Consider the following 810-nt stretch of genomic DNA (forward strand, 5'->3'; position numbering starts at 1 on the left):
CTGGCAATCCGTTGGGCTGTCGGCGTTGGTGTTTGCCGGTGCGGCGCAGTTGGTTACGCTGGGGTTGGTGATGAGCGGTGCCAACGTCGTCACGATTTTGATCACCGTTTTCTTCATCACCACTCAACACATTATCTACGCGCTGACCTTACGTGATTACGTTTCCCGTCTGGCGCTGCGCTATCGTCTGCCGATTGGCTTTTTGCTGACCGATGAACTGTTTGCGTTGAGCGGGGGCAAGTCGGCACAGCAACCGCGTTCAGTCAGCTATTTGATTGCCGCTGGCGGATTTTTTTATGTCTGCTGGGTGATCTTCAGCCTCGCGGGCATCGCCATGGCGACACGAATACCGGATTTGGCCCGCTATCATCTGGACTTCTCGATTATTGCCACCTTTATTACCATCGTGGTACCGATGGTGCGCAGCATCAGTACGTTGCTGGGCGTGGTGCTGTCGCTGTCGCTCTCGATGGTGCTGGCCTATTTCCAGGTGGAAGGCGCGGTGGTGATCGCCGGGCTGAGCGGCATGTTCTTTTCAGCAGTGCTGTCACGACGCGGGGGGGAGGTGCTATGAGTGGCGCGTTGTTATTTGCCCTGGCGGGCATTGTGTTTCTCAACCGTTATCTTTTTCTCGAACCGCGTCTGCCGATTCGCCTGCCCGGACTGGTACAGCAAGCGCTGAAATATTCCGCCCCCTGCCTGCTGACGGCGATTTGCGGCCCGATCATCCTAATGGATCACGGTATTGTGCGACCGCTCGGCGATAACCCCTATTTGTGTGGCGCACTGTTCAGCGTGATTATCGCTTTC

Annotated in this window: 2 protein-coding genes; both read left to right on the forward strand. The window is 56.4% G+C overall.

The window, feature by feature from the left end; all coding sequences use genetic code 11:
- A partial coding sequence (locus tag J5224_RS31760) for an AzlC family ABC transporter permease (protein ID WP_264628955.1) occupies nt 1–574 on the forward strand: 574 nt, incomplete at its 5' end.
- On the forward strand, nt 571–810 hold a 240-nt coding region (locus J5224_RS31765), incomplete at its 3' end, for an AzlD domain-containing protein (protein ID WP_264628956.1). The genes J5224_RS31760 and J5224_RS31765, both read left to right, overlap by 4 nt.

This window comes from Candidatus Symbiopectobacterium sp. NZEC135 (assembly GCF_025962695.1).